Source organism: Sphingobium indicum B90A, from assembly GCF_000264945.2.
GTDB classification, from domain to species: domain Bacteria; phylum Pseudomonadota; class Alphaproteobacteria; order Sphingomonadales; family Sphingomonadaceae; genus Sphingobium; species Sphingobium indicum.
Window position 1 is genome coordinate 2,715,531 of record NZ_CP013070.1, and the last position, 18,473, is coordinate 2,734,003.

Annotated in this window: 22 protein-coding genes and 1 tRNA gene; 7 read left to right on the forward strand and 16 right to left on the reverse strand. The window is 59.4% G+C overall.

Features of this window, described 5'->3' with window-relative positions:
- The first annotated feature begins 130 nt into the window (after window positions 1-130).
- Window positions 131-1,327, forward strand: coding sequence for a tyrosine-type recombinase/integrase (locus tag SIDU_RS13185; RefSeq protein WP_007687901.1), 1,197 nt, complete (start codon window positions 131-133; stop codon window positions 1,325-1,327).
- A 14-nt stretch (window positions 1,328-1,341) separates the two neighbouring features.
- On the opposite strand, the gene SIDU_RS13190 is transcribed toward SIDU_RS13185, so the two are convergent.
- On the reverse strand, window positions 1,342-3,135 hold the full coding sequence (locus SIDU_RS13190; protein WP_158514630.1) for a site-specific DNA-methyltransferase: 1,794 nt from the start codon (window positions 3,133-3,135) through the stop codon (window positions 1,342-1,344).
- 321 nt (window positions 3,136-3,456) lie between these two features.
- Window positions 3,457-3,699 carry a helix-turn-helix domain-containing protein gene (locus tag SIDU_RS13195; protein ID WP_007687911.1) on the reverse strand — a complete coding sequence of 81 codons (243 nt, stop codon included), beginning with the start codon at window positions 3,697-3,699 and terminating at the stop codon, window positions 3,457-3,459.
- 143 nt (window positions 3,700-3,842) lie between these two features.
- Here SIDU_RS13195 and SIDU_RS13200 point away from each other — a divergent pair, with 143 nt between their 5' ends.
- On the forward strand, window positions 3,843-4,700 hold the full coding sequence (locus tag SIDU_RS13200; RefSeq protein ID WP_007687913.1) for a DUF2628 domain-containing protein: 858 nt from the start codon (window positions 3,843-3,845) through the stop codon (window positions 4,698-4,700).
- A gap of 427 nt (window positions 4,701-5,127) precedes the next feature.
- On the opposite strand, the gene SIDU_RS19385 is transcribed toward SIDU_RS13200, so the two are convergent.
- Entirely contained in the window at window positions 5,128-5,682 is a 555-nt protein-coding gene (locus SIDU_RS19385; RefSeq protein ID WP_129965427.1) for a hypothetical protein, read from the reverse strand.
- A 304-nt stretch (window positions 5,683-5,986) separates the two neighbouring features.
- Between SIDU_RS19385 and SIDU_RS13205 the strand changes: the two genes are divergently transcribed.
- The 3 genes from SIDU_RS13205 to SIDU_RS13210 all read left to right on the forward strand — a co-directional run bounded on the left by SIDU_RS13205 (window position 5,987) and on the right by SIDU_RS13210 (window position 7,331).
- Window positions 5,987-6,196, forward strand: coding sequence for a hypothetical protein (locus SIDU_RS13205; protein WP_007687915.1), 210 nt, complete (start codon window positions 5,987-5,989; stop codon window positions 6,194-6,196).
- A 73-nt stretch (window positions 6,197-6,269) separates the two neighbouring features.
- Window positions 6,270-6,776 carry a hypothetical protein gene (locus SIDU_RS19390; protein ID WP_129965426.1) on the forward strand — a complete coding sequence of 169 codons (507 nt, stop codon included), beginning with the start codon at window positions 6,270-6,272 and terminating at the stop codon, window positions 6,774-6,776.
- A 237-nt stretch (window positions 6,777-7,013) separates the two neighbouring features.
- Window positions 7,014-7,331 carry a hypothetical protein gene (locus tag SIDU_RS13210; RefSeq protein WP_007687917.1) on the forward strand — a complete coding sequence of 106 codons (318 nt, stop codon included), beginning with the start codon at window positions 7,014-7,016 and terminating at the stop codon, window positions 7,329-7,331.
- A gap of 58 nt (window positions 7,332-7,389) precedes the next feature.
- On the opposite strand, the gene SIDU_RS20365 is transcribed toward SIDU_RS13210, so the two are convergent.
- The 7 genes from SIDU_RS20365 to SIDU_RS13245 form a co-directional block, all read right to left on the reverse strand.
- Window positions 7,390-7,899: an HGGxSTG domain-containing protein gene (locus SIDU_RS20365; protein WP_409349294.1), complete on the reverse strand. Its 510-nt coding sequence runs from the start codon at window positions 7,897-7,899 to the stop codon at window positions 7,390-7,392.
- Window positions 7,832-9,160: a DUF3631 domain-containing protein gene (locus SIDU_RS13220; RefSeq protein WP_233431827.1), complete on the reverse strand. Its 1,329-nt coding sequence runs from the start codon at window positions 9,158-9,160 to the stop codon at window positions 7,832-7,834. Before SIDU_RS13220 ends, SIDU_RS20365 begins: the two co-directional genes overlap by 68 nt.
- Window positions 9,157-9,339 carry a helix-turn-helix domain-containing protein gene (locus tag SIDU_RS13225; protein ID WP_007687920.1) on the reverse strand — a complete coding sequence of 61 codons (183 nt, stop codon included), beginning with the start codon at window positions 9,337-9,339 and terminating at the stop codon, window positions 9,157-9,159. The genes SIDU_RS13220 and SIDU_RS13225 overlap by 4 nt, the downstream gene beginning before the upstream one ends.
- Before the next feature lie 67 nt (window positions 9,340-9,406).
- On the reverse strand, window positions 9,407-10,078 hold the full coding sequence (locus tag SIDU_RS13230) for a hypothetical protein (RefSeq protein WP_007687922.1): 672 nt from the start codon (window positions 10,076-10,078) through the stop codon (window positions 9,407-9,409).
- Window positions 10,079-10,577: 499 nt separating this feature from the next.
- Complete coding sequence (locus tag SIDU_RS13235; RefSeq protein ID WP_007687925.1) at window positions 10,578-11,108, reverse strand: VOC family protein; 531 nt, start codon at window positions 11,106-11,108, stop codon at window positions 10,578-10,580.
- A gap of 64 nt (window positions 11,109-11,172) precedes the next feature.
- Window positions 11,173-12,021 (reverse strand): alpha/beta fold hydrolase, encoded by an 849-nt coding sequence (locus SIDU_RS13240; protein WP_007687927.1) that lies wholly within the window; start codon window positions 12,019-12,021, stop codon window positions 11,173-11,175.
- A gap of 50 nt (window positions 12,022-12,071) precedes the next feature.
- Window positions 12,072-12,890: an oxidoreductase gene (locus SIDU_RS13245; protein WP_007687929.1), complete on the reverse strand. Its 819-nt coding sequence runs from the start codon at window positions 12,888-12,890 to the stop codon at window positions 12,072-12,074.
- 44 nt (window positions 12,891-12,934) lie between these two features.
- On the opposite strand from SIDU_RS13245, the gene SIDU_RS13250 reads away from it, so the two are divergent.
- Window positions 12,935-13,852 (forward strand): LysR family transcriptional regulator, encoded by a 918-nt coding sequence (locus SIDU_RS13250; RefSeq protein ID WP_233431828.1) that lies wholly within the window; start codon window positions 12,935-12,937, stop codon window positions 13,850-13,852.
- Between the two features lie 20 nt (window positions 13,853-13,872).
- On the opposite strand, the gene SIDU_RS13255 is transcribed toward SIDU_RS13250, so the two are convergent.
- The 5 genes from SIDU_RS13255 to SIDU_RS13275 all read right to left on the reverse strand — a co-directional run bounded on the left by SIDU_RS13255 (window position 13,873) and on the right by SIDU_RS13275 (window position 17,055).
- Window positions 13,873-14,454 carry a DUF308 domain-containing protein gene (locus SIDU_RS13255; protein ID WP_007687932.1) on the reverse strand — a complete coding sequence of 194 codons (582 nt, stop codon included), beginning with the start codon at window positions 14,452-14,454 and terminating at the stop codon, window positions 13,873-13,875.
- A gap of 112 nt (window positions 14,455-14,566) precedes the next feature.
- A complete protein-coding gene (locus SIDU_RS13260; protein ID WP_007687933.1) occupies window positions 14,567-15,208 on the reverse strand; it encodes an NrsF family protein in 642 nt (213 codons plus the stop codon).
- Complete coding sequence (locus SIDU_RS13265) at window positions 15,198-15,809, reverse strand: sigma-70 family RNA polymerase sigma factor (protein ID WP_025772765.1); 612 nt, start codon at window positions 15,807-15,809, stop codon at window positions 15,198-15,200. Before SIDU_RS13265 ends, SIDU_RS13260 begins: the two co-directional genes overlap by 11 nt.
- A 131-nt stretch (window positions 15,810-15,940) precedes the next feature.
- On the reverse strand, window positions 15,941-16,729 hold the full coding sequence (locus SIDU_RS13270) for an SDR family oxidoreductase (protein ID WP_007687935.1): 789 nt from the start codon (window positions 16,727-16,729) through the stop codon (window positions 15,941-15,943).
- Entirely contained in the window at window positions 16,726-17,055 is a 330-nt protein-coding gene (locus SIDU_RS13275; RefSeq protein WP_007687936.1) for a nuclear transport factor 2 family protein, read from the reverse strand. The genes SIDU_RS13270 and SIDU_RS13275 overlap by 4 nt, the downstream gene beginning before the upstream one ends.
- A 96-nt stretch (window positions 17,056-17,151) precedes the next feature.
- On the opposite strand from SIDU_RS13275, the gene SIDU_RS13280 reads away from it, so the two are divergent.
- Window positions 17,152-18,045 carry a LysR family transcriptional regulator gene (locus tag SIDU_RS13280; protein WP_007687937.1) on the forward strand — a complete coding sequence of 298 codons (894 nt, stop codon included), beginning with the start codon at window positions 17,152-17,154 and terminating at the stop codon, window positions 18,043-18,045.
- A gap of 301 nt (window positions 18,046-18,346) precedes the next feature.
- Here the strand turns inward: SIDU_RS13280 and SIDU_RS13285 are convergent.
- Window positions 18,347-18,422, reverse strand: a tRNA-Glu gene (locus SIDU_RS13285).
- Window positions 18,423-18,473 lie beyond the last annotated feature (51 nt).

The following is an 18,473-nucleotide window of genomic DNA, read 5'->3' on the forward strand; positions in this document are numbered from 1 at the left end:
TTCTGCGGAAAGTAAGGTTTTCTCAGGCCGCTGATGTTCGTTGAAGTTCACCTCCAATCGCGATAAAACGTGGTGGAAAGTGTGGTGGATTTCAGGGGGTGTGGTGGAACGCGCCTCGGCGAGGTGAGGCATGGGGAAATTGACGGCCAATGAGGTGAAGGCTTTTCTGAACAAGCCCGGCACCTATCAGGATGGTGACGGCCTGTTCCTGAAAGTGGACAGGCGCGGCGGTGCGTCTTGGCTCGTTCGCATCCAGCATCAAGGAAAACGGCGCGATTACACCATCGGCACCGCCAAACTGGTGACTTTGGCCAACGCCCGTATCGAGGCCGTGAAGCTGCGTGAGGCCGTTCGAATCAAAGGCCTCGATCCGGTGGCTGACAAGCGCAAGGCCAAGGCCGCGGCCGTCACCTTCAAAGAGGCCGCCGATGCCTATCTGGAAGCGCATAAGTATCAATGGGCTAACGAGAAGCATGGGGACCAGTGGCTTAGCACACTGAAAACCTATGCTTTCCCTGCCCTTGGTTCCAAGCCGGTAGGCAGCATCACCGCTGGCGAGATCATTGCGGCCATCTCCGAAGTGTGGACGAAAACCCCGGAAACCGGGCGGCGAGTGAAGCAGCGGATTTGCACCGTGTTGGATTATGCCCATGCTCGTGGCTGGCGGGCGACCGAAGCCCCGCATAAAGCTCTGGCAGCAGGCAAGGGCCTGCCCAAGCAATCTGGCGGCAAGCATCATCCCTCCATGCCCTATGCCGATGTCCCTGCCTTCCTCACTCGCCTTCGTGTCACTGGCGGAGTGTGGGGACGCCTTGCACTGGAGTTCGCCGTGCTGACCGCCGCACGCTCGCAGGAAGTGCGGCTGGCGACATGGGATGAATTCGATCTTGATAACGCTTTATGGACGGTGCCCGCCGATCACATGAAGATGCGGCGTGAGCATGTCGTGCCGCTGTCGCCCGAAGCCGCGTCTGTGCTGCGAAGCGCCATGGTTGTCCGGCGCGAAGGAACTGATGTTGTATTCCCCGGCATGAACGGTGGCGTCATGTCCGACATGACCCTGTTAAAGGTGTTGCGGCGGATGGAAGAACCAGTGACCGTTCACGGCTTCCGGTCATCATTCCGCACATGGGTCGCCGAACAGACCAACTTCCCCGGTGAAGTGGCGGAAGCCGCACTGGCCCACCAGAACCCCAACGAGGTTGAACGCGCCTATCAGCGGGGCGGTATGCTCGACAAGCGCCGGAAGCTGATGGAAGCATGGGGTGCGCATTGTGCCACGGATCGTAAACCAGCAGTGGTTTTACAGTTGATGAGGCAAGCTTGAAGGCAGGCATTGTGCTACATCAACGCCAATGAACCTTGGCCCGTCGCGAACTTCGTGCTGACCTTCGTAGGCGTATGGAATGTCATCCCCCGCTCCAAAACGTCGGTCGCGCTCAGCAGTTGAAGCCGCTTGTATGGGATTCCCATATATTCATATTCGCCCGCATCTTCGGCTTCTTGTCGCATGGCCTTCGTAGGTTCGTTGAGACAAAGGAAACCAGCAATCGGACACTTTTCGCGTTCCATGACACCCCGTAGGTCGCGAACGTCGGTGGGCTTCAACTTGCCACCCTTCACCGAAAGAATAATCTGTTCCAATTTCATATTTGTTTGGAAGTATAGGCGACCGTCAATGCCGCGATCCGCGACCTTCTTCTGCATTGGAAATCCACCAACACGCTCAACAAACCATTGTTGAAATTGATAAGGGTTTCTATCAAAGAGATGCCGAGCCTGTTCGACACTAATTGGAACACCATCTACTTCGAAATGAATTCCTTGGACCAAGCGATGGCGCTCAGCGAGTTGCGTTGTGACCATTTGTATTGGTAAAATGGCAATGTCGCATCCAATCCATCTTCTTTCGTTCTTTACGGCAGAATAGATCGTCGTTCCGCAACCGCAGAATGGATCGAACACTACGTCGCCGGGGTTGCTGGATGCCTGAATGATCCGGTCAAGCAACGGCACGGGCTTTTGCGTGGGGTAGCCGAGGCGTTCATTTGCTTGCGATGAAACTGGTCCGATGTCCGTCACAATGTCTTGAACAGGCACCCCAGGATTCTCATCGGCATATCTCTTTTGTTGTGGAACACTTCCTCGCGGGGGCCAATACACAAGGCCAGCCTTATCAAGCAAATCCAGCTTTTCCTGAGTTGATAGCCCGGCGAAATCATGGTCTGGATATGCACGTTGAAGCGACTTAATTGGAACCGCCCAATGTCTGCCAGAAGCGGTGGGATCAACATTGCGCCATGGCTTTCCAGAATCTCCCGTACGAACGCCCGCCCCTGTCAAAGTGACTAGTCTATAACGACCCTTACCATCACTAAAGCGGTAGAAATCGTCAAGGTATGACTTTTCATATTCTTGAAAAACCCGGTTCCAAGTGTATTTTGATGATTTAGTGTAAAATAATATGACATCGTGGACCGGACCCCACCGCTTTGATCCCCCATGTGATCCAGTACGCTTCCAAATGATTTCATTCCGAAAATTGTCATGCCCGAAAATCGCGTCCATCATAACTTTGATATAATGGCTCGCTGTCGGGTCGCAGTGAAGATAAATCGAACCGGTCCGTTTCAAAATGCTTTTCATGAAGAGCATTCGCTGCACCATATAAATTAGATAGGCGAGTAGTTCGCGATTGGTTTTCCTAAGTGCATCAACCCAAAGCGTCCAAAACTGCACAGCATCAGGGTCAATGCCCTGTTGGATCATGAGCGTAGGTATCTCGCGTGCAATTCTTTCCTTTTCGGCGTCGAATTCCCACGTATCGGCAAACGCATGAACCTGTTCTGGCACTGGTTTACCGGTCAGATTGCGATACATTAAGTTATAATTGGTGTCGGACTTGAACGGTGGATCAAGGTAAATCAGATCAACGCTTTCAAGACCAAGTTTGTTCTGCATTATGTCGAGATTGTCGCCGTAGTAGAGCCGGTTTAGCGAGTTGCTTGCGCCGCCGCCCGCGCCGTCCAACAATCCAGCCATATGTCCCCCGATTTTAGTCGCATCTTCGCATAAGGCATGGGCCATACCGACAAGAGACGTCGGACCCGTGGCGCATTCCTTGCGCCCGCTCATAACTTGACCGCCCCACATTCGGCAATGGGCAGGTGTAGCTAGTTTATTGAATCTGATCGAACAGGCGATTCGGACCTCCGCCGACCAAACCCTGTCCGCCAACGAGCCGCCCTCAGGCATCGTATTATGAGCGCGGCTGATTGACAAATGTCACATTCTTGTCTGCGAGCAGAATATAGCCAGATTACTGTTTGCCTCTAACATGATGAACATTATCGCCGCGATCACAGGATGGACAACGTGTCAGTGGCTCAACAAACAACCGCTGCTTTAACCTTGATCGTGCGGCCCTCAATCGGCGGCGAACTAAGGTTCCCTCGACTAAGGTCGGGTGGCCGCCGAAATGCGATATTTCGAAAACAATTCCGCAGGCTGTACGTCCAATGCACGAGCCAGGGCCAGCATTGTCTTGATGGTAATGTTACGTTCGCCGCGTTCGATCCCGCCTATATGATTGCGGTGCAATTCGGTCAGCCCGGACAGGTCTTCTTGGGTCAGGCCACGCGCCTTCCTGAGCTGGCGGACAGCCTCACCTAACGGGACAAGATCGGGATCGACTTCCACGCAAATGTGGATGCCGACCTGTCTTCCGCATCACTACATCGTATAAGTGTGAATCCCGCTTTTACGATGCATTTAAACATAATCACACCTATACGTGTTTTCTTGCGTCTGCCTTGCGGACGCTGCCATGAAAGGGGGGAGATATGCGATCATTCAACGTATTCTCGAACGATGACGGCGATTACAAGGCCGTCAAGCAAGGCTGGTGCTGGCCAGCATTCTTCTTCGGATCGATATGGGCGTTGTTCAACGGACTATGGCTTGCGGCCTTTCTGCTGCTGCCCATAGACCTCGTTTTCAGCATCACCGGGAACAATACCAACGGGTATGTCGATCCCTATGACCGTTACGACGAGCCGACCCGGCTTGTGGTGCTGGCTGTGTCCTCCGTCCTACTCACAATCCGGATACTGTTTGGACTGTTCGGTAATGCGCTACGAGCGCGGAAGCTGCGCAGGCTCGGCTTTTCCCATATCGGCCGCGTGAAGGCAGACGGGAAGGCGCACGCCATTTCTTTGTGCAAGGCCGCGCCTTCTGATTCGGGCGGCCAGCAGGCAGAGCCAATGGCCGCAAGAGCACCATCTGTATCGTCGCCCGCGATCACGCCACATGTCGAGCCGGAAAGGCCTATCGGCCTTGGGGAACCAAGAAGAGAGAAGATAACCCCGCAGGGATTCTTGCCCCATTGGCTGGGCTGGTCGATTGCGGCTCTCAGCATTCTGGCCGTGGCTGATATGCCCTACGGCTATTATCAACTGCTCCGCCTGCTGGTGACAGGATATATGGGCTATCTCGCTGCCCTGTATTTCATCCGCAAGCCGAGTTCGTGGGCGTGGGCGTTCTCCTTCATCGCCCTGTTATATAATCCCGTTTTCGTCATCACCATGAGTAAAGAGTTTCATGCGTTGGTGAACCTGATCGCTGCTGCTGCCATAGCATGGGAGATCAAGAAGCTGCGCGGGGCGTTCCTCATCTCCCGCCCCATCAAAGCCCCGCATTGAACCGCCTTCGGCGTGTTCCAGCCGTCCGCACAACCCACGCGCCGCAGGCGCGGTGGGGCAGGAGTGGAAGAGGCTGGGCACGCCGTGCGCCAGAATGGGAACCAAGAGGTGGAAATCTCTCAACCACCCACCCCGACATATTATTGAGGGGATAAACGAGATGGCGGTTCATTTCGTCGGCTGGTCGCCCGCTCTCCGCTCCCGGCTTTGCCCTATCGGCCCCTCCGCTTCGCTACGGGCCGATGAGCAGCCTTCGCTCCCGAGCGGCCCCCCAGCCGAAGGGGGGAGGAGAAGGGAAAAGCTTCCTGCATCGAAGGTGAGGAGGCAGCGGCATCGGCAGCAAACGACCAGTTTTTGTCATTCAATGAACCAGAGCAGTTCCCGGTTAGCGGACATTCGGCAGCTTGTTGTATAACGGAACCAGAAACTACCTATCCAGAAACTTCCGAATGCCTATCCATATATAGAGGCCAAACATCGCTCCGCTGCCAATAAGCCAAGCCCAAGATTTGAAATCGCGTTCTGGTGCGTTCAATGAACCGAAAAAGGCGATGCCGCTGAGGAAGAGCGCAAAGGTGATGAAACGCCAATTGAGCAAAGCTCGCGCTTGACGTTTCGTCTCCGAAACGGGTCTAGGTGGAGTCATCGCCGGTCGATCTCGAACCAAACGACGCGGGGCAAAGCTGGCCCAAAGCAACCATGCCGAAATTCCTGCAACAGATGCAGCAACCATAATCGAGTCCGACCATTCCGGCAGAGACAAAGATTTCGATATGGTGGTCCAAAAGATGATAGCCAGCATGACGATGCCAACGATCTTCCACATACCACGGCGGCCAGCGACCTTACGCCAGCCTGCGGCTAACTGTTCGTATTCATCAGCAGTGACAAGTTTACCGCCAGAATTTTTTGACGGATAATACAGATAGCCGCCATCTACCGGCGTAAATTGATTGTTGAACGCACCCATCGAATCAAACACAGAAGGCCCCTCATTTTCTTCAACATGGCAAACGGAAGGCACGTTGCAAAGTTAATGGGTTAACGCGACCGCAAGTAAACGAACTTTACGGCGGCTTTGCAGCAAGCTCGTTCTATGAGCTGCCTTTCCGTTCACCACCCGCCATCGGCGTTCCCACCCCGCGAATCACTCCAAGCGGTCGATAACCTGCTGGTCCGATTCAGGATTCGAAAACTGCCCAGCGGCAGGCGACCAGTTGTGGTCGTTCGTTTGGCCTCGCGCCGGTCGCAATAGCCGACATAGAAAATCGTGCTAGGTAGCGATCATGACACGTTTGCTCGATGCCCTATTCAGCGTTACCCATATCACGATATTCTTCATCGCGACCTGGGTTGGAATGGCCTTAATGGCAGGTGAGGCATTTGGCTTGCTTCGCCCCGACTATCGACGCCTGCTGTTCGTGATGATCCTTGCTTATTGGGCTGGGGTTGCGCTTGAACTTGGCTTTCTTGGTCGCCACAGGGCAAGGCGCTAACGACCAGTGGCGGTCATTAATGAATGATAAAATGATTTCAAATAGCGGACTATCGGGCCACTCCTAATCCGAGATGAAGTTGGATACCAAAAATCCTTACCGCGTGATATTCTGGATCGCAGTTGCGACGATCTTTGCCTCGCTGAGTGTCGCTGTCCTTGTTGGTCAATTTGGAAGACGTACCACTGACCCATTCTTTACAGATAATCCTACCAGAAGACTCAGCGACGCTGACGTCGCCGCCATAGCGATCAAGTTTGACGACGCGAAAAGCAACAATCATGGTCGCTTGCGGCTGGGGCTTCATAACGATGTGATGGTCTTGGATGACCATATTTGCGGAGACATTTGCCCAGACTACACGGTCTCCATTGTTCACTACGACGCTGAACCGGGAGCTGCCTGCGAGCGGATCGGCGGCGTCACTGTAGATGCAGTTGTCCCAAGCGCCGCTTCGATTGGAACTCAATCATTTTGTATTCCTGCGCCGCTGGCTGCAGCAGAATGCAGGCTCCGCCTTGAAGCGTGGCGGAAGGACCGAAAGGAAGGGGTCCAAAGCTCTGCCATGCCAAATTGTTGAGTGTGGTATCCCTCAGCAGACCGTCCCGTAACCACCCTTTTCAGTCATTCGCAGCGCAGCCGCGCCTTATGCAAATTTTTCATCGCAACGGCTGGCGGCAGGGGTGTCACCATGAGGCACCCCCAATATACAGATACCCCCCCGGTGTCCGGGAATACAGAAATACGGCCCCCCCTTCAATACATGGCCTCCGGCCTGTTTGGATAATTTTGTCCGGCTCAATGGAGGGCTTACCTCATGGCTACCACCCGCATGACTTTCGGTGCCGTTCTTGGCACCATCACCGACACCGCCGGTATGGTCAGCAAGACCGTCACCACCGTTAGCGGCGGCATCGACATGGCCAGCCGCTTCGTGGAATCTGCTGCCACCGATCAGCGCGACCGTCATGCGATCCATCGCAAGACCTTCCGCGACACGCTGCTGCGAGAAGCCCGTATCGACGTGGCTCGTTCAAACCGTGAGGTTCTGGACTTCTGCGCCGACTCCGAGGCCAATGCCACGCTCTACGCTCAGGCTATCGAATATCTCCCCGACAGCATTTTCGGGGAGTGAAGTGCCGGACCCAGCCCTCCGGGGCGGGTCCGGTCTGAACGTCCGATAGGCAGACTGGCTACCAGTCAGTTCGCGGCAGCTTCCGGCTCTTGCTGGAATTTGTCAGCATCCGAAGCATGCGGTCAGCCGCCCTTACCAACTTCAATTCAGCTTCCGTTTGTGCCGAGCGATCGCCATGCTTCCATGCGTTGCGATTTCCCTTCGGCGCACCGCAGCTATTCCCACCATGCATCCTGCATCGCCGCTTTCCCCTGACGGCCGGGGACCGACATTCGGCCCCTGACCGTGTTCTGGCACCGCAACGAGAGGCATTGGCCAGATTGGCCGGTTGCATGGGGTTGTCCGTGAGAATGTCCAACTTCTTGGCTCCCGCCCCGCGTCGGGGCATTTGGGGAGTGGCCGAGCCAACTTCCCGACCACTCTCCAGGATTTGCCGCCACTGACGACACATGGGCAACTTGGCCGAATACCAATGGTTTTCAGGCCTCATCGTCCGTGGCTCAGCCGCTTTTGCCGCCACACGCCGCAGGCATGTTATACTCCGACACAGTGCCATCCCCGGTTTCATTGGCGTTGGCAGGATCGGTGTCGGATGTTGCGCTTGTTGTGCGTGCTGGTGACACAGGCAGGTAGCGCTTCCATGCATCATCAAATGCTTCGCGCTTATAGCCCTTGGGCGTCTGACCATTGGGCATACGGATCGTGGACGACCGGATGCCATATTCACGCAGCATCTCGGCCAGTTTGCGGGCGTCGATCTTCCTGCCTCTCAGGTCGCCCCAAGGCGCTTCGTCGTCGTCCAGCAACCTGTCCAGCAGATCGACGGTGGTGATCCGATCAGCATTGCCGAAGCAGGCATGAATATCCGCCAACAGTTGAGCGCCCAAAGAAGGACGCTCGCTGGCTTTCGCTGACAGCACGGCATCCGTAGCAGCCATCCTCACCGCTTCGGGCCATGTACCACCTGCCAGATCGGCCACCGCGAACAGCGGTCCCCACACATCGGCATTCCGGTCGGCAATACAGTCCGGCATGGCCGGTTGTGCCATTTCCGCCAGACCGGCGATGCTGGCCGCCCATTCGGCCAGTTCGATCCGCAGGGCTTCTGCTTCAAGCTCATGAATACGGGGCTGGAAAGGTTCGGCCTTTTCGCCAGCCGCCCGCTTCCGCATTCGGATAATGATCGACCGGCTCATGATAGTGTCGGGCAGGTTGCCAAGGCCGCCCATTGCGACCGCCGCATATGTAGCCAGTTCAACAGGCTGCACCTTGCCGCGTTCCGTATTGCAGCGGCCCACCATGGCACCACGGCGATAGCCTGCATTGACCATTCCCCGCAGGTCTTCGTTGCCCCTAGCGGCTGGGCCAAAGATCGTGTCGATTTCATCATACAGGATCGTTGGCCGGTTCGCCTGATCGGAGACCTTCCACAGAATGTACGCCGCAGACGAGTTTACCGACAGAAGCGGGTTTGGAACCAGCATCGCTGTAATCTCCAACACCCGCGACTTTCCGCTTCCTGGCTCCGGCGACAGCACCGCAAGGCGGGGCGTCGAAAACCATGCCTCCATCAGATGTGTGTGAGCGATCCACAGGACATGTGAGGTGCTTGCATGGTCCGAGGGGTAGCAGATGAAACGGCGTGTAAATGCGTGAATGCGGTTCAGCAGTCCCGCACCATCGACGCTCGCCGCTTCTGCCTGCATCTCATCTGGCGTCATCGGCTGGTCCGGGTTAGACAGTGATGCCGGGTTCGCAGCTTTGGCATCTTCCGGGCCGGTTGCTGTTGACGCAGCACCGGCCCCTTCATTGTGGCTGGCATCGTTCATGCGGCACCGCCAGTCAGGCGCTCGATCAGCGCCCGAATGCTGGCCACCTTGACCAGCCGCCTCGTGCCGATTTGCATGGACAGGATTTCGCCCTTGGCGATCATGTCATACAGTTTGGTTCGTCCGACCCCCAACATCCTTGCGGCATCGGAGACGGAACACAGATAGGGTTCATTCATAGACTTGGTTCCCAGCCCATCAGCTAACGCTTTCATGCGTCCGCTTTCCGTGGGCAGGGGCGGTTGACTACGAATCCGGGAGCGTGTCGGCTGGTAAGGGCCGGAAACTGGTTTTCAGCCCTTTCATTATCGCGCTGGCCCGTTTGCGGATTTCACTGTCGGCAGGCGCATCGCCACCGGCCTGAATGAACCAGTCATGGATGATTTCCTCAATCCGCGCCTGCGCCCCTCGTTCTGAAGGCAGCCCGTCTGGTGTATTGGCTATGGCCGTGACATGGATCAGCGCACCTTCCCAATCCCATGTTGGCGGGCGACCGCCCTTATTCTTTGACTCGACAAAGCTGGGGCGATGATTGTCGAGATACCGGATCAGCCTCTGGCGAACAGCATCAAACCGTTCGCCAGCCACTTTGAGCATGGCAGGATGCAGTGGAACGCCACGCCCCTGCTCCACCACGCCTTGCAGGTCGGAAAGGTAAGCGTCCATCGCCATATCAATCATCGTGAAACTGGCCGGTGCCGTCGATATGCCTGAGACTCGAGACACAGCATCGGCAAGCAACTGGCTGGCGCTGCTCTCGGCAGCCCGCACCATGTCATTGACCATAAACTCTGGGACGAACTCACGATAATCCCCACCCGCATGTATGTGGAGCATCTGCCGTTTGAAGGCGCTCAACGCCTTTGCCGCGAGTGCGTCTAGGTGGAGCTTGATCTTGTCAGCCGCAGTTGTGTCCATGCGGCGCAGTTGGCTATCGTATCGGAATATGTCGAATCCTTTTGATGTGGCAGTGTCTCACACATTCCGGTCGTGTCCAGTATCGAGGGCATCAGACACCGCCCGCAAGACTGCCCGCCCGCTACAGCGCTATTTGGGAAGCGCGCGAGCGGGCAGCCTCGCTACCGTCACGAATCTCCGCACCAGTAAAATGAAGGGACACTTTGAGAATGTGTGGGGGAAAATGTGGGGGATGAATTTTGAGATCATAAAATGATCCCATATATCAACTACATATGAAATGAGTTAGACTCCCTCCCGCCCCATTTGCCAGTGTTCATAGACAACCGCCGAAATGGGCGGTTTTCTGAGGAAAATCTGGCTTCCTCAGGCCGCCGATGTTCGTTGAAGTTAGCCATAATGTCCGCGATGTCGGCGCTCTCAGCCGAGCGAATTTCGGGATTTGCCACATGCGCTTCACTCCTCAAGTCGGGTGGTACCATCCCTCTTCCCGCCCTGCTCAGTCCTCGTCCTGCCACCTGCGCAGATCGGTCTGGTCATGATAGGCCATGCGGTCCGGCGTGGTGATGAACTCCATCGTCGTGCCCCACGGCATGCGGCAATAGCAGACCTTGTTTCCGGGCCCTTTTTCGGTGGCATAGGGGATAGCGCGCGGCGCGGTGAGGGGCGTGCCTCCAGCCTTCTCGAAGCGCTCGACCGATGCATTGATGTCGTCGGTATAGAGCGCGAAGTGCGTGATGCCGAAATCGCTCGCCCGGATCGGCTGGGCTTGCTGGGGACCGTGCATTTCGAAGAGCTCGATATCGGGTCCGGTTCCAATCTTGACCATCGCCTGCGCGCGCACAACCGTTCCCGGGAAAGCGCCGACGGCCCGCTCGAACTCGGGCCCCTGGCGCGGCGGATCCTGCGGTCCGAAGGACTGATAGATCAGTTGGCCGCCGAATGCATCCGCCAGGAACGCTTTTGCGGCTTCGATGTCGGGCACCGTGATGCCGATATGATTGACGCCGCGAATGACGGGTGCGGTCATGACAGTCTCCTTTGCTATTTGTTCGATCTATCGCGAGGCGTCACAAAGGCGCAGTGGCTGAGTTTCACTTGGCCTTGAGGAACGCGATCAGCGCGGCTGCGACTTCATCCGGCCGCTCGTCCGCGACATAGTGGCTGCACCGCGCGATCGAGCCGCCCGTCACGTTGGTCGCGAATTCCTTGAGCATCGGCACCATCTGCGCGCCGAAGCGCTGGTCGCCGCCCAGGCCAAGCACCGGCATCTCAAGCGGCTGCTTCTTGTACGCGAGCGCGGCCGCATGGTCGGCGGCGAGCGCGCGATACCATTCCATGCCGCCGCGGGTGCGGCCGGGAAGCGCCATCGCCCTGGCGTAGACCTCGATGTTGGCCGGATCGAAGCTGCTGTGATCGTAGAACCGCTCTGCCATAAAGGTCGAAACATAGTCATATTCACGGCCATGGATCAGGCGCTCAGGCAGATCCCGATTATTATGGAAGCCGAAGTGCCAGAGCCGTGCGGTCGTCGCCTCCCATCCGGTCCAGCCGGGAAGGGGTACGTCAAGGACCGCCAGATGAGTAACAGCCTCCCGATAGAGGACGGCCTGCGGCACGGCGACCATTCCGCCGATGTCATGGCCGCACAGGGCGTAGCGTTCATGCCCAAGGGCAACCATGACTTCATGCGCGTCGCGCGCCATCGTCGCCTTGTCATAGCCGCCCTGCGGGCAGTCGGAAAAGCCCGCGCCGCGCAGATCGATGGCCACTACGCTGAAATGCCCGGCGAGCAGCGGCATCACATGGCGCCATTCCCACCATGTTTCCGGCCAGCCGTGGAGCAGAAGGATCGGCGGGCCTGAGCCGCCCGTGACGGCGTTGATCCTGATGCCGTTCGCCGGCACCAGTTGCTGGGCAAAGCCCTTCAAGGCTGCGATCATGATGGCTTTCCAGTCGGATGCTGACGTTCAAACGGAGCGCGTGGCCGGCGCTAATCGTAATCGGTGGCGATCGTGATGGCGCGCCAGGCGTCGATGTCGCTGCGGAAGGCCGCCAGCTTTCGCTCCGCGATGGCGTGCGCGGCCGGGCCGAGCGGCAGGTGCAGCGGGGCCTCATGGGCGTCGACTGCCTGCAGGATCACCGCGACCGCCTTGTCGGGATCGCCCGCCTGATTGCCGTCGTTCGTTTCGCGATAGCGCTTGCGCGAACTCGCCGCATATTCCGGCATCTGATTGGCCGCCATGGCGATCGAACGTCCCAGGAAATCGGTGCGAAACGGCCCCGGCTCGACGATCAGCACGCGGATGCCAAACGGCTGCAGTTCGCCTGCGAGCGCTTCTGAAATCCCTTCCACGGCAAACTTGGCGGCGTGATAATAGCCTCCGCCGCCACGCCCCTCGATGCCTGCGCCGGACGACATGTTGACGATCGTTCCGCCCGAACGCCGCAGGACGGGCAATGCAGCCTTGGTGGTTTCGATCAGACCGAACAGGTTGACCTCGAACATCGGGCGATATTCCTCGGACGCGCCTTCCTCGATCGCCCCGAACAGCGCGTAGCCGGCATTGTTCACGAGCACGTCAAACCCGCCGAAGGTCTCGACCGCCATTGCGACCGCCGCCTTCGCGGCCGCCGCATCTGTCACGTCGAGCGGCAAGGTGATCATGCGACCGCCGAAAGGCTCCGCCATCGCCTCGATCGTCTTGACACCGCGGGCCGTCGCGATGACCCGATCGCCGCGCTGCGCCGCCGCAAGCGCGAGCCGCTGGCCAAAGCCGCTTGAGCAGCCTGTGATGAACCAGGTTTTCATTCCTGAGCACCTCCAAATGATGAAGGGAATCTAGATGTTTATATTTGTTCTTTAACTGCCATAAATGCATTCTCGCTGTTCAGTTTTGTATGGGTGTTGTGATGGAGTGGAGCGACGTCAGGATATTTCTTGCCATCGTGCGATCCGGCACCTTCGGCGGCGCCGCGCGGTCTCTCCAGATAAGCCATCCAACCGTCGGCAGGCGCCTTCGCGCGCTGGAGCAGGCGATCGGTCACGCGCTCTTCCAGCGCACGGCGGACGGTCTTGTCCTGACCGACGAGGGCCATGGGATCATCCCGCTGGCCGAGCAGATGGAGGAAGGCGCGCTGGCCATGGAGCGTCGGCTCGCGGGGCAGGAGCAGACTCTCAAAGGCAGTCTGCGAATTTCATCAGCTGACTGGTTCGGGGCTTATGTCCTACCCCCCATATTGGCGGATTTCTCCAAAGCCTATCCCAATGTCGATGTCGAGATCCTGACCGGCACGCGCCTGTTCAACCTTGCCCAGCGCGAGGCCGACGTCGCATTCCGTATAGTGCCGTTCGACACTGCCGATGTTGTTCAGCGGCGGCTCTTCAGGCTGGAATATGGCGTCTACATCGCCGAGGAGGCAGCTGATCCCGAATATGGCGACGGCACCGGCTTCCGGTTGATCACCCATGACACTTCCACCGGCCATTTCCCTGACATCGCATGGCTCATCGAGAGTTTCCCCAATGCGAGGCCGGTCCTGCGATCGAACAACCGCAACGTCCAGGGGCGCATGTGCAGGGAAGGCGTCGGCATCGCTGTCCTGCCCCGCGTGGTCGGCAATCAGATCCCGGGCATCCGCAGAGTGGACCTGCCGACGACGCCGCCAGCGCGAGACATCTGGATGGGATATCACCGGGATCTAAGGCGTCTTGGGCGTCTTCGCGCGTTCATCTCGACCGTATCGGGACATCTCGTGAATGCGGTCGCCTGATGGGCGACCCGGCTCGCGTGTCAGGCGGCGGCCGCCTTCGAGCGATGACGCGCGCCGCTGATGGTCAGCGAGACCGCCGAGACGAGGAAGTAGAAGGCGCCGAAGGCGGCGTAGGGCGCGATGTCGGCGATGCTGACCGGCGCCGCGCCGACGGCCTTGCTGATCATGTGCGCCCCGGCGAGCCCCGACTGGGCGCCGCTCAGGATCATGGCCCATTGCGCGCCATAGGACTTCCAGCGCTGCGCCCCGGTGAGTAGCTGGAACAGGCCGGAGAGCACCGCCCATATGCCGAAGATCTGGAGGACCGCATGCATGCCGTGCGGCAGGGTCGCGGCGACGGCCATGGCGGTCGCGACGCTGACGACGAAGTTGAGCATCTGGCTCTTGTTCCTCATCAGGCCGCCACTTCGGCTGGCGTCGAGATAGTTCGCCAGCGCGTCCCATGCGGGATAGGCGACGAGCATCATCGCGGCCAGCGGCGGCATGGCCTTCGCGACCGTGAAGGCGAGCGCGACCCAGATCGCGGAGACCGCGAAGCGCAGATAATAATAGGTCTTGAGCCAATCCCGATCCGGGGACTTCGCGTCGGTGATGGTCTTCATGGCATGGTTCCTTCATGTGAAGCGGGCGCACGTCTCCTGTCCCGGAATCCGGGTGGATCGGTGATTGGTGTTCGGGCATTGCGCGGCTCGTTATGCGCCGCGCCGGTTCTGATCAGAGGCGGAAGCGTCGCGGCAGGCGCCATCGTGCTGCGGCCGCCACCGCGGCGCACCCGACGCTATACCAGACCACGACGTAGAGCGGGTCGTTGAAGGGGCAGCAGAAGGCGAAGACAAAGGCTCCGCAGGCGCCGGCGGCGATGCCGGAGGCGAGCGCGCTGAGCCTCGCTTGGGTGGGCGCGGCCCTCCGCATGAGGGCGCCGAGCAGCGCCACGATCGGCAGCGAGAGCACGAAGATCGACGCGGCGCACAGCATGCCGCTGGCCGGATCGATGCGATCGAGCAGCGCGCGGTCGCTCGCGCCTGGGGGCATCACGAACGCACCGCCGACGATGGCCGCGACCGCGAGGGCGCAGGCAAGCATCAGCCCCCGCCGTGGTCGCGCCGTCGGAGAGAAGGACCGGATCGCCAGAACGCAGGCGACCGCAGCGAGCAGGCCGAGACTTCCCACCCGCCAGATGAGAAAGGGCGAGCCGGTGATGTGGTGCATGTCGGGCCGCATCACTCCCATCGAGACGAACAGCGCGAGCTCCACAACGCCGAGTGCAAGGACTAGCCCGCCTTCGCGCAGCATGCTGCGGCGCTGCACTGGCGCGAGATCGGACGACAGCGCGACGATCAGGGTTTCACTCGACATCGGGGGTCTTCTCAATGATGGCCGTCAGGCGCGCAAGCCCACGGTGGATGTTCATTTTCACGGCCGAGGGCGAGAGGCCGATCTGGCCCGACGCTTCATCGACACTGTAGCCCTGCACCTTGACCAGCAGGATCGCTTGCGCCTGCGCGGGGCGAAGCTCGTCGAGCAGGCTGGCCAAGACGGAGCTGCTGACCACCGAAGCCTCGTGGTCGGCGACGGCTATCTCGTCAGGCAGCTCGTCCATGGGCCGGCGCGCCAGGCTGCGCAACTGGTCGACCCACTTATTCTTGGCGATCGCCGCCAGCCAGGGTCCTAGTGGATATTGCGGATCATAGGTGTGGCGCCGCCGGTGGACGGCGAGCAGCGTCTCCTGGACGGCGTCATCCACGTCGCCCGGTGGCAGTCGGCGCTGGAAATAGTGCTTGAGCCACCAGGACATCTCGCCGAGCAGCCGCCGATAGGCTCCGCCATGGCCGTCCTGCGCCGCCGCCATCAGGCTGCTCCAGCCGTCCGGCGCGGTTCTGGACGGACGCTCGCGGCTGGCCGGCGCCGTGCTCGGCGCGGGCTTTGAGATCAATCTCGAGAGGAAGTCCGAGCGCATGATCTCTTATTCGCGCGCAAGGCGATCTCGGTCACGCGCCATGTCGAACTTTTTTCACCGCGGTTTCGATCGTGCCCCGCTGCGTCGACGACGAGGCCGCGCCATCGGAGAATGCCGTCATGTGGTTGGCCTCACACGGTTCTGATCGTGCCGCCATCGATGACGAATTCGGCGCCGTGGATCGCGCCGGCGCGATCCGAGGCCAGATAGGCGATGAGGTCCGCGACCTCGGAAGGTTCGGCCCCGCGCCCGATCGGAATGCCGCCAAGGGCATCGAGGACCGACTGCCTCGCATCCTCGATCGTGCCGCCATTCACCTGCTGGAGGCGTTCCAGGAAGTGGACCGTCGAGTCGGTCATGATCCAGCCGGGCGACACGACATTGACCCGCACACCCCTCGGCCCCAGTTCCTTGGACAGCGATTTGCTGTAGGTCCTGAGCGCGGCCTTGGCAGCGGCATAGGCTGTGGTCGACTCCGGCAATGGCAGGACGGACTGGATGGAGGTGACATGCACCACGGCGCCAGCGCCCTGTTCGATCATCTTCGGGACCAGCAGGCGATCGAGCCGAACGGTGGCCAGAAGGTTGAGGTTCAACTCCGAAAGCCAGTGTTCGTCGGTCAGGGCGACAAAGCCGCCCCCGGGCGCGGACGAACCGCCGAGGACGTGGGCGAGAATGTCGATGCCGCCGAGCCGTTCGAGCGCGGCGTCCGCCAGCGCTTTACCGCCTTCCGCGGTCGTGAGGTCGGCCTGGACGAACTCGACCCCATCGATCGGCTCCGGCGTTCCGCGCGCGGCGGTGACGACCCGCGCGCCTCCGGCCAGGAACCGATCCACCGTAGCGCGGCCCGCACCCTTGGTGCCACCGCTCACAAGCACGCGCTTTCCCGCGAACTCGGTCGCATCGGCCCTGATCGTCATGCCGTGACCTCCAATGCCTTGATGGCATCGGTTTCGAGCGTGAAACGATAGGTGAAGCGAATGGGACTGCCGGGGAAGTCGCCATGGGCGGGCCCTTCGACGACGACCTGACCGTCCTCGCGGCGGATCGCCTCCGGCATGAAGACGGCCTTCACGGCGATGACTTCCTCCTCGAACAGTTTGCGGATCTCGTCGTGGCCTTCGAAGCGCTTTCCGTTGTCCAGGAAAACCGCGTCGGCGGCGAACGGCTTGAGCATGGCATCGGCATCGAGCCGTGCATTGGCCGCGACATAGTCGGCGATGGGCTTGGGTAGTTCGATCGACATTGCTCGGCTCCTTGCGGTGACAAGGGGAATTTAGCGTCGAGCAATGCTTGTGATAATCGGACCAAACCGGCATGTGACGTTGCGAAAGGCGGGACAATGTCAAAGCACGGCCTGGTTGAATTTGATGCGGTCCTCGCCATAGCGCGGCGCGGGTCGTTTCGCGCTGCGGCTCTGGAACTGGGGCTTTCAACCACCGCGCTGAGCAATGCCATCGCCAAGCTGGAAGGGCAGCTTGGCGTCCGATTGTTCAATCGCACGACCCGCAGCGTGTCCCTCACCGATGCCGGCCGAAATTTCGTCGAACAGGTGGGGCCTGCCGTGAGCACTCTTCACGAAGCGATGGGAGCCGCCCGGTCGCAGCAGGAAACGCCCTCCGGCACTCTGCGGATCAATGCTTTCGCCACGGGCGCACGGGAGATTCTCAGTCCGCTATTGTTGAAGTTCCTGCGACACTATCCCAAGGTTCACATCGACCTTGTCACCGAAGGCCGGATCGTGGACATCGTCGCCGAGGGGTTTGATCTTGGCTTGCGAACCGCGAACCTTGTGCCGACCGACATGATCGCAATTCCCGTCGGACCTCCGCGCAGCTTTGCCGTGGTTGCATCGCCTTCCTACTTCAAGGTCAACGACAAGCCCCGCACCCCTCCGGACCTGCTTCGTCACTCATGCATTCGCGTCCGCTTGCCGAATGGGGCGCTGCATCGCTGGCATTTTGAGAAGAACGGTCAGCCCGTTCAGATCGATGTTGCCGGTCCCATCACGCTGGACGAGGCGAGCCTGGCGCGCATCGCCGTCCTCGATGATGTCGGCATCGGCTATTTCATGGAGGCCGACGTCCGGGAAGACATCCAGGCCGGGCGCATGGTTCGAGTCCTGGAAGACTGGACGCCGCCAATCGCGCCATTATGTCTCTATTATCCGACCAGACGAAATCCCTCGGCCGCTTTCAAGGCTTTGATCGACATGGCGCGGCGATCATCCGAATGATCATTTTGCGGCGACCGTTTTTGCCAGCAGCTGCGGTTTCCGGTCTGAGTGGGGATGGCGGTATCTGGTCGACGGCTGCCAGAATGGGACGGTCTGCATTGGGCAATCCAAATCATGCGGCTTTGATCGCCACTGCGGAAAGCGCCATGATGCTATCTCCCGATCAGGGAGTGGCGGACACCATCAACTCTACCATCGGTTTGTTGGTATGCGGTGAAACACCGCATACTCCGTACGAGCGGAGCATATCACAGAAAACAGCCATTTACGGGATGCAATGGCGCCTTCCGGCAAGGGAAGGTGGTGACCCCTACGGGAATCGAACCCGTGTTTCAGCCGTGAAAGGGCCGCGTCCTAGACCGCTAGACGAAGGGGCCACAAGCAGGTTCGCCTGGGCGTCGCTGCGAAGCGAGGCGGGCATTAGGCGG

What these genes read in the sequence shown, in the direction of transcription:
- SIDU_RS13185 (WP_007687901.1), top strand. Translation starts at nt 131, where the DNA reads ATGGGGAAATTGACGGCCAATGAGGTGAAGGCTTTTCTGAACAAGCCC.
- SIDU_RS13190 (WP_158514630.1), bottom strand. Translation starts at nt 3,135, where the DNA reads ATGAGCGGGCGCAAGGAATGCGCCACGGGTCCGACGTCTCTTGTCGGT.
- SIDU_RS13200 (WP_007687913.1), top strand. Translation starts at nt 3,843, where the DNA reads ATGCGATCATTCAACGTATTCTCGAACGATGACGGCGATTACAAGGCC.
- SIDU_RS13205 (WP_007687915.1), top strand. Translation starts at nt 5,987, where the DNA reads ATGACACGTTTGCTCGATGCCCTATTCAGCGTTACCCATATCACGATA.
- SIDU_RS19390 (WP_129965426.1), top strand. Translation starts at nt 6,270, where the DNA reads ATGAAGTTGGATACCAAAAATCCTTACCGCGTGATATTCTGGATCGCA.
- SIDU_RS13210 (WP_007687917.1), top strand. Translation starts at nt 7,014, where the DNA reads ATGGCTACCACCCGCATGACTTTCGGTGCCGTTCTTGGCACCATCACC.
- SIDU_RS20365 (WP_409349294.1), bottom strand. Translation starts at nt 7,899, where the DNA reads ATGAAACCGGGGATGGCACTGTGTCGGAGTATAACATGCCTGCGGCGT.
- SIDU_RS13220 (WP_233431827.1), bottom strand. Translation starts at nt 9,160, where the DNA reads ATGAACGATGCCAGCCACAATGAAGGGGCCGGTGCTGCGTCAACAGCA.
- SIDU_RS13225 (WP_007687920.1), bottom strand. Translation starts at nt 9,339, where the DNA reads ATGAATGAACCCTATCTGTGTTCCGTCTCCGATGCCGCAAGGATGTTG.
- SIDU_RS13230 (WP_007687922.1), bottom strand. Translation starts at nt 10,078, where the DNA reads ATGGACACAACTGCGGCTGACAAGATCAAGCTCCACCTAGACGCACTC.
- SIDU_RS13235 (WP_007687925.1), bottom strand. Translation starts at nt 11,108, where the DNA reads ATGACCGCACCCGTCATTCGCGGCGTCAATCATATCGGCATCACGGTG.
- SIDU_RS13240 (WP_007687927.1), bottom strand. Translation starts at nt 12,021, where the DNA reads ATGATCGCAGCCTTGAAGGGCTTTGCCCAGCAACTGGTGCCGGCGAAC.
- SIDU_RS13245 (WP_007687929.1), bottom strand. Translation starts at nt 12,890, where the DNA reads ATGAAAACCTGGTTCATCACAGGCTGCTCAAGCGGCTTTGGCCAGCGG.
- SIDU_RS13255 (WP_007687932.1), bottom strand. Translation starts at nt 14,454, where the DNA reads ATGAAGACCATCACCGACGCGAAGTCCCCGGATCGGGATTGGCTCAAG.
- SIDU_RS13260 (WP_007687933.1), bottom strand. Translation starts at nt 15,208, where the DNA reads ATGTCGAGTGAAACCCTGATCGTCGCGCTGTCGTCCGATCTCGCGCCA.
- SIDU_RS13265 (WP_025772765.1), bottom strand. Translation starts at nt 15,809, where the DNA reads ATGCGCTCGGACTTCCTCTCGAGATTGATCTCAAAGCCCGCGCCGAGC.
- SIDU_RS13270 (WP_007687935.1), bottom strand. Translation starts at nt 16,729, where the DNA reads ATGACGATCAGGGCCGATGCGACCGAGTTCGCGGGAAAGCGCGTGCTT.
- SIDU_RS13275 (WP_007687936.1), bottom strand. Translation starts at nt 17,055, where the DNA reads ATGTCGATCGAACTACCCAAGCCCATCGCCGACTATGTCGCGGCCAAT.
- SIDU_RS13280 (WP_007687937.1), top strand. Translation starts at nt 17,152, where the DNA reads ATGTCAAAGCACGGCCTGGTTGAATTTGATGCGGTCCTCGCCATAGCG.